The 6,127-nt window shown below is 73.8% G+C and carries 6 protein-coding genes and 1 pseudogene; 5 read left to right on the top strand and 2 right to left on the bottom strand.

The features are described 5' to 3' along the window. Positions 1 to 67: 67 nt before the first annotated feature. A complete protein-coding gene (locus ACWBNA_RS45980) occupies positions 68 to 532 on the top strand; it encodes a hypothetical protein (RefSeq protein ID WP_482710571.1) in 465 nt (154 codons plus the stop codon). 49 nt (positions 533 to 581) lie between these two features. Then, positions 582 to 1,382 carry a hypothetical protein gene (locus ACWBNA_RS45975; RefSeq protein ID WP_482710570.1) on the top strand — a complete coding sequence of 267 codons (801 nt, stop codon included), beginning with the start codon at positions 582 to 584 and terminating at the stop codon, positions 1,380 to 1,382. Between the two features lie 98 nt (positions 1,383 to 1,480). Here the strand turns inward: ACWBNA_RS45975 and ACWBNA_RS45970 are convergent, their stop codons facing one another. Next, entirely contained in the window at positions 1,481 to 2,158 is a 678-nt protein-coding gene (locus ACWBNA_RS45970; protein WP_482710569.1) for a uracil-DNA glycosylase, read from the bottom strand. Between the two features lie 393 nt (positions 2,159 to 2,551). Between ACWBNA_RS45970 and ACWBNA_RS45965 the strand changes: the two are divergent. The 3 genes and pseudogenes from ACWBNA_RS45965 to ACWBNA_RS45955 form a co-directional block, all read left to right on the top strand. Next, a pseudogene (locus tag ACWBNA_RS45965) lies at positions 2,552 to 2,845 on the top strand (uracil-DNA glycosylase); the annotation flags it as partial. Beyond that, a complete protein-coding gene (locus ACWBNA_RS45960) occupies positions 2,842 to 3,822 on the top strand; it encodes an N-acetylglucosamine kinase (RefSeq protein ID WP_482710568.1) in 981 nt (326 codons plus the stop codon). The pseudogene ACWBNA_RS45965 and the gene ACWBNA_RS45960, both read left to right, overlap by 4 nt. A gap of 181 nt (positions 3,823 to 4,003) precedes the next feature. Further along, on the top strand, positions 4,004 to 4,927 hold the full coding sequence (locus ACWBNA_RS45955) for a sirohydrochlorin chelatase (protein ID WP_482710567.1): 924 nt from the start codon (positions 4,004 to 4,006) through the stop codon (positions 4,925 to 4,927). A 129-nt stretch (positions 4,928 to 5,056) separates the two neighbouring features. On the opposite strand, the gene ACWBNA_RS45950 is transcribed toward ACWBNA_RS45955, so the two are convergent. Next, positions 5,057 to 6,091: a lactonase family protein gene (locus ACWBNA_RS45950; protein WP_482710566.1), complete on the bottom strand. Its 1,035-nt coding sequence runs from the start codon at positions 6,089 to 6,091 to the stop codon at positions 5,057 to 5,059. Positions 6,092 to 6,127 lie beyond the last annotated feature (36 nt).

Raw genomic sequence — 6,127 nt, 5'->3', positions numbered from 1 at the left:
CGACAGGGCCGGGCGCGCGGACGCCGGGAGCGGTGCGGCGTCGCCGTCCGCGGGGCGCCGCAGGGCGCTGTCGGCCGGGCTCGTCGCGGCGACGGTCCTGACGACGGCGCTCGCCATCTGGCTGGGCGTCCAGGTCCACGAGGAGCGTGAGGCGGGGCAGCGCCGCGAGGCGATCCTGGCGGCGGCCCGCCAGTCGGCCCTGAACTTCACCTCGCTCGACTACCGGCACTACGACCGGGACAGCGCGAACGTGCTGAAAAGCGCCACCGGTGACTTCAAGGAACAGTTCACGGCCCAGACCGAGGAGTTGACCGCGCTGGTCGCCGAGAACAGGTCGGTGTCCGAGGGGCAGGTCCTCGAAGCGGGCATCGTTCGGTCCGACACGCGTTCGGCCCGGGTCCTGGTGGTCGCCGACAGCAAGGTGACCAACACCGCCGTGCCCGACGGGGAGGCGCGGACCTACCGGCTGCAGCTCGACCTCGTGCTGGCGGGCGGGCGCTGGCTGACATCCGACGTCGAGTTCGTCGGGTGACGGCGACCGCCTTCCGTACGACCAGGCATCAGAGTTGAGGAGACACACCGTGGCAAACCCGACCTCCCGCAGCCGTGGCACCGGTTCCCCCGCCCGCCGCACCATGACCGCGGCCGCCCGTGCGGCGGACAAGCGCGCGAAGCGTACGGAGCGCGGTGGGCACGGCACCCGCACGGTCGCCCCGGGCCCGGCCGGGATCCCCGCGGACGAGACACCGAAGCCGGCTGAGGAAGAGCACTCCGGGCGGACCGTGGTCATCGAGGCCCCGGACGGCTGGGACGACCCGCCGGAGCCGTCGCCGGAGGCCGCGGAGGAGGCGCTCGAGGAGTCCCGGCCCGTGCGACGGCCTCGGCGTGGACCGCGTGCCGCGGCGCTCTGCCTCGTACTCGTGGCAGCTCTGGTCGCCGTCGCGGTACTCGGGTGGCAGTACCGGGAGGGGCGGCAGGCCGACCGGGCACGCGGGCAGGCACTCACGGCCGCGCGGCAGGCGGCGCCCGTCGTGTTGTCGTACGACTACCGTCACCTGGACCGGGACTTCGCCCGGGCGCGCAGCCACCTGACCGGTGACTTCCGCGACGAGTACCGGAAGACCACCCGGACAGTGGTCGCTCCGGCTGCCAGGAAGTACCACGGCGTGGTGAAGGCGACGGTGGTGGCGCCCGCCGGCGGCGGCGCCCCGGCCGCCTCCGTGGTGTCGTCCTCGCCGGAGAAGGTCATCGTCCTGCTTTTCGTCAACCAGGTGACCAAGAGCACTCAGGTGACCGGATCCCGCGTGGATCTGAACCGCGTGCGAATGACACTCGCGAGGACCCCCGAGGGCTGGAAGGTGAGCGCCGTGGATGCCCTCTGACGAGCCCCTGACCGTGCCCTCTCGCAGCTCGCGCGGGGGCATTTTCCTGTGCCCCCGCTCTTCAGCCTTCTCGCCAAGCCATCACACGCACCCCCGGCTTACGGCAGTCGCCAGTCCACCGGCTGACTTCCTTGCCGCACCAGCAGGTCGTTGGCCCGGCTGAACGGACGCGAACCGAAAAACCCGCGGTCCGCCGACATCGGCGAGGGATGAGCGGACTCGATCGCCGGAAGCTCCCCGAGCAACGGCCGCAGATTGCGCGCGTCACGCCCCCACAGAATCGACACGAGCGGCTTACCGCGCGCGGCAAGCGCCCGGATGGCCTGCTCGGTGACCTCCTCCCACCCCTTGCCCCGGTGCGCCGCGGGACTGCGTGGGGCCGTCGTCAACGCCCTGTTCAGCAACAGCACCCCCTGCTCCGTCCATGGCGTCAGATCTCCGTTGGACGGCCGGGGCAGCCCCAAGTCGGAGTGGAGTTCCCGGAAGATGTTCTCCAGGCTGCCCGGCAACGAACGCACCTCGGGCGCCACCGCGAAACTCAGCCCGATGGCCATCCCCGGCGTGGGATAGGGGTCCTGACCGACAATCAAGACGCGGACGTCGTCGAGGGGCTGCTGGAAGGCCCGCAGCACGTTCGCCCCCGCCGGGAGGTAGGTCCGGCCCGCGGCTATCTCGGCCCGGAGGAAATCCCCCATCGCGGCGATACGTTCGGCCACAGGTTCAAGGGCCTTCGCCCAGCCTGCTTCGACTAGTTCGTGCAAGGGTCGTGGTGCCACAGCGCGCCACTCTACTGACACTCACCGGGGCCCCGCATGCGCGGGGAGGTCCAGCACATGGGGCCGTCCTCGGGCGCTACTCTTCCTCCTCATCGAGGTCATCGAGCCGGTCCAGCAGGTGACGCGACCGTTCACCGGGAAGGAGAGGGGCCTGTTGAATCCAGTGATCAAGCCGCTGCGCCCTGGTACTCGCGCCTTCCCGGCCCCTCGTCGCCGACACCCGGGTCTCGAAACTCCCGCACACGCGGTGAGTCCGCCGTTCTCGCACAGTCCGGGGGCGCACCGGGACACCGGCTGCGCGGAGCTCACCGAGCGGACGACGGGCGCGCCGGCGGCGAGCGGCAAGCCGCTGGTGTCGATCCTGTGCGGCCTCGACGCCCGCACTCGCCGTCCGCTGTTCNGCCGTTCTCGCACAGTCCGGGGGCGCACCGGGACACCGGCTGCGCGGAGCTCACCGAGCGGACGACGGGCGCGCCGGCGGCGAGCGGCAAGCCGCTGGTGTCGATCCTGTGCGGCCTCGACGCCCGCACTCGCCGTCCGCTGTTCGGCAATCCACCGTCGGTGGAGTCCTTCCGTCCCTCGCCGATGTCGGCCGACCGCCCCTTCTTCGGTTCCCGCCCCTTCAACCGGGCCAACGACCTGCTGGTCGGGCTGGGCGGACAGCCGGTGGACCGGCGCCTGCCGTGACCGGTGCGCGGGACGGGTTCCTCGCCGTCGACTCCGGCGGCTCCGGCCTTCGCGTCGTGGTCGGTGCCCCCGGCCGCGGTCCGTTCGCCCGGCGGGAGTCCCGGGAACCGGTGCGCACCGGCGACCGGGGGATCGATCCGGGGCACCTCATGAAGCAACTGGTGCCCATGGTCCGTGCGTTGGCCGCCGAGGCGGGCGTCGCCGGTGTGCGCACGGCCGTCGTCGGTGCCGCCGGGCTCGCCACCCTCGGCGAGGCGTTGCGCGCCGAGCTCCCGAGCGCACTGGCGCGGGAGTTCGGGGTCCGTACCACCGCCCTCGTCGCCGATGCCGTCACCGCCTACACCGGTGCCCTCGGCCCGCACCCCGGGGCGGTCGTCGCCGCCGGCACCGGGCTGATCGCGGTCGGCACCGACCTGGCGAGCTGGCGTCGCGCGGACGGCTGGGGCCATCTGCTGGGCGACTGCGGCGGTGGCGCCTGGATCGGCCGGGCCGGGCTGGAGGCGGCGCTGCGCGCGCACGACGGGCGGGACGGCGGCTCCGTACGACTGCTGGCGTGCGCCGAGGATTTGTTCGGCCCGGTGCCGGAGCTGCCCGGGAAGCTGTACCCCCGCCCCGACCGTCCCGCCGTCCTCGCCTCGTTCGCGCCCCAGGTGTCCGTGTGCGCCGCCGACGACCCGGTCGCCGCGGACATCCTGCGGGCCGCGGCCCGGCACATGGCCGACTCCGCGGCCGCCGTCTGCCCGTCGGAGGGACAGCCCCGCGTCGCCCTCACCGGCGGGTTGTTCGCCATGGGCGACCCTCTCGTCGGACCGCTGGAGGAGGAGTTGGCACGGCGGTTGCCGCACGCGCGGCGGGTGGCGGCCGAGGGCGATCCACTGCACGGCTCGGTGCGCATCGCGAGCGACCTGGCCACGGGTTCCCTCACTCTGCCGGGTGACGAGAGGATGCTCTACGTGGTGACCGTGAAGGGTGATTGACCCCCTGGCGCCACAGGTGTCCGACAAATACCTCTTCGCACCCGGGGACTTGTGCCGACCGCCGTGAAACCGCGGATCACTTCGGATCCGTACGTAACTCATCAGACAAAACCGGACGGATACCGCTCACCTGCACCCTCCCCGAACAGGGGAGCCCAGGAAGCCAGTAACATGCGACGCCATGAGCTCCCCCACTGGGCCCGCGTCCGGCCTGCCAGTACGAATGCCGCGACCTCGCCAGCCCGGGCGGCACCGCCGACCCGAGCCGCTGGCGGCTCCCGAGGGCGCGCCCGCGCTCGTGCTCGCGGTGCCGGGCACCCCGGGCATCGCCACGCGCAGTCTCGCCGACGAGGTCGTGAGCATCGCGCGCTCCGAGCTGCCCGGTCTGGACGCCCGGATCGGGTACCTCGACGGGGACGACGCGGAGTTCCCCACGCTGCAGGCCGTGCTGGTGCACGCCGCCGGGGAGCGCGCCGCCCGCTACGAGCAGGCCAAGGCCGCCGGTGTGGACGTCAAGGAGCCGGACGGCCCCGTGGCCGTCGTCGTACCGCTGCTCGCCGGCCCCGACAGCGCGCTGCTGCGGCGGATCCGCCAGGCCGTGATGGACAGCCGGATCGCGGCCGACCTGACCGACGTGCTGGGCCCGCACCCGCTGCTCGCCGAGGCGCTGCACGTGCGCCTGTCGGAGGCCGGTCTGGCCCGCGCCGACCGTGCCCGTCTGTTCACCGTGGCGACCGCCGCGGACGGCATCATCCTGGCCTCGGTGGGTGGCGACGAGGCCGTGCAGGCCGCCGGTATCACCGGCATGCTGCTCGCCGCGCGCCTGGCCGTGCCGGTGATGGCCGCGGCACTGGACCAGGAGGGCTCGATCGCCTCCGTCGCCGAGCAGCTGCGGTCCTCGGGCTCGCAGCAGCTGGCGCTGGCGCCGTACCTGATAGGGCCGGAGATCGACCCGGGGCTGGTCGCGGAGGCGGCCAGGGAGGCGGACTGTTCCGCCGCCGAGGCGCTCGGCCCGTACCCGGCCATCGGCAAGCTCGCCCTGGCCAAGTACACGACCGCGCTGGGCATCGCCCCGCAGCAGCCGCAGGGCGCGCCGGTCCGCTGACGCGCACGGCACGACGGTACGGCGAAGGGCCCGCTCCACGTACGGGAGCGGGCCCTCGCCATGTCCGGGACCGGAGAACGGCCGGTGCCCGGGCCGGCTTCGGTGGCGGCTTCGGCGGCGGCTCCGGGCTCAGCCGATGACCACGCACGATGCCGCGGGGACCTCGATCGAGCCGCTGTGGCGCGGCAGTCCCGTCGCCGGGTCGACGGCGAACCAGGAGACGTCGCCGGAGCGCTCGTTCGCGGCGTACAGGAATCGGCCCGACGCGGTGATCGCCCGCGGCCAGCGGCCGCCGCAGGGCACGGTGCCGATCAGCCGCAGGCCCTCTGCCTCGACGGCGAAGGTGGACAGGACGTCCTCGCCTCGGGTGGCGGTCCACACGAAGCGGCCGTCGGGCGAGACGGCGATGCCCGACGGGTAGGCGTCGCCGCTCGGGGAGCCGGGCAGGATCGCCGTCTCCATCAAAGGCTTCAGGGTGCCGTCCGCGGCCTCCCAGCGGCAGACGGTGACGGTCGGGGTGAGTTCGTTGACGACGTAGGCGTACGAGCCGTCGGGGTGGAAGGCGAGGTGGCGGGGCCCCGAGCCGGGCCGCAGGGCGGTCTCCCGGTGCAGGACGGGGGCGCCGTCGGTCAGGGTGCACACGCGCACGGAGTCGGTGCCGAGGTCGACGCTGACGGTCCAGCGTCCGCTCGGGTCGGGCTGCACCTGGTGCGCGTGCGGCCCCTGCTGGCGGGGTGTGTGCGGGCCCGAGCCGGTGTGCCGGAGCACGCCGGACGGCGCGTGGGCGAGGCTGCCGTCGGGGCGGACGGGCACGGCGGTGACGCTGCCGGAGCCGTAGTCGGCGGTCAGGACGTGGCCGGCGTGGACGCTGAGGTGGGTGGGCCCGTTCGCGCCGGTCGGCACGGGCCGGCCGGCGGGCTCGGGCGTGTCGCCGTGCACGCGGTAGGCGGCCACCGCCCCCTCGGCCGTCTCGCTGACCGCGTACAGCGTGTCCCCGTCCGGCGCCAGGGCAAGGTACGAGGGGTCGGGGAGGCCGTCGAGACTGCTCAGGACGGTGAGCGCGCCGGTGGCCGCGTCCACGTCCGCCGTCACGATCCCGGGGCCTCCTGCCGCCGTGAAGGACCCGATGAAGGCCCGCTGTCTCCGCCTGCCGCCGTCTGCCACCGCGGGTCCCCTCTCGGTCAGGTGCCGTTCGGGGTG

The sequence above is a fragment of the Streptomyces sp. Q2 genome (genome assembly GCF_056820935.1).
Note: the sequence above shows the minus strand (reverse complement) of the source record. Positions and strands in the feature narration are given on the sequence as shown.

Bases quoted from the DNA above. Each gene is read 5' to 3' on its own strand.
- ACWBNA_RS45955 (WP_482710567.1), top strand. From the start codon at position 4,004: ATGAGCTCCCCCACTGGGCCCGCGTCCGGCCTGCCAGTACGAATGCCG.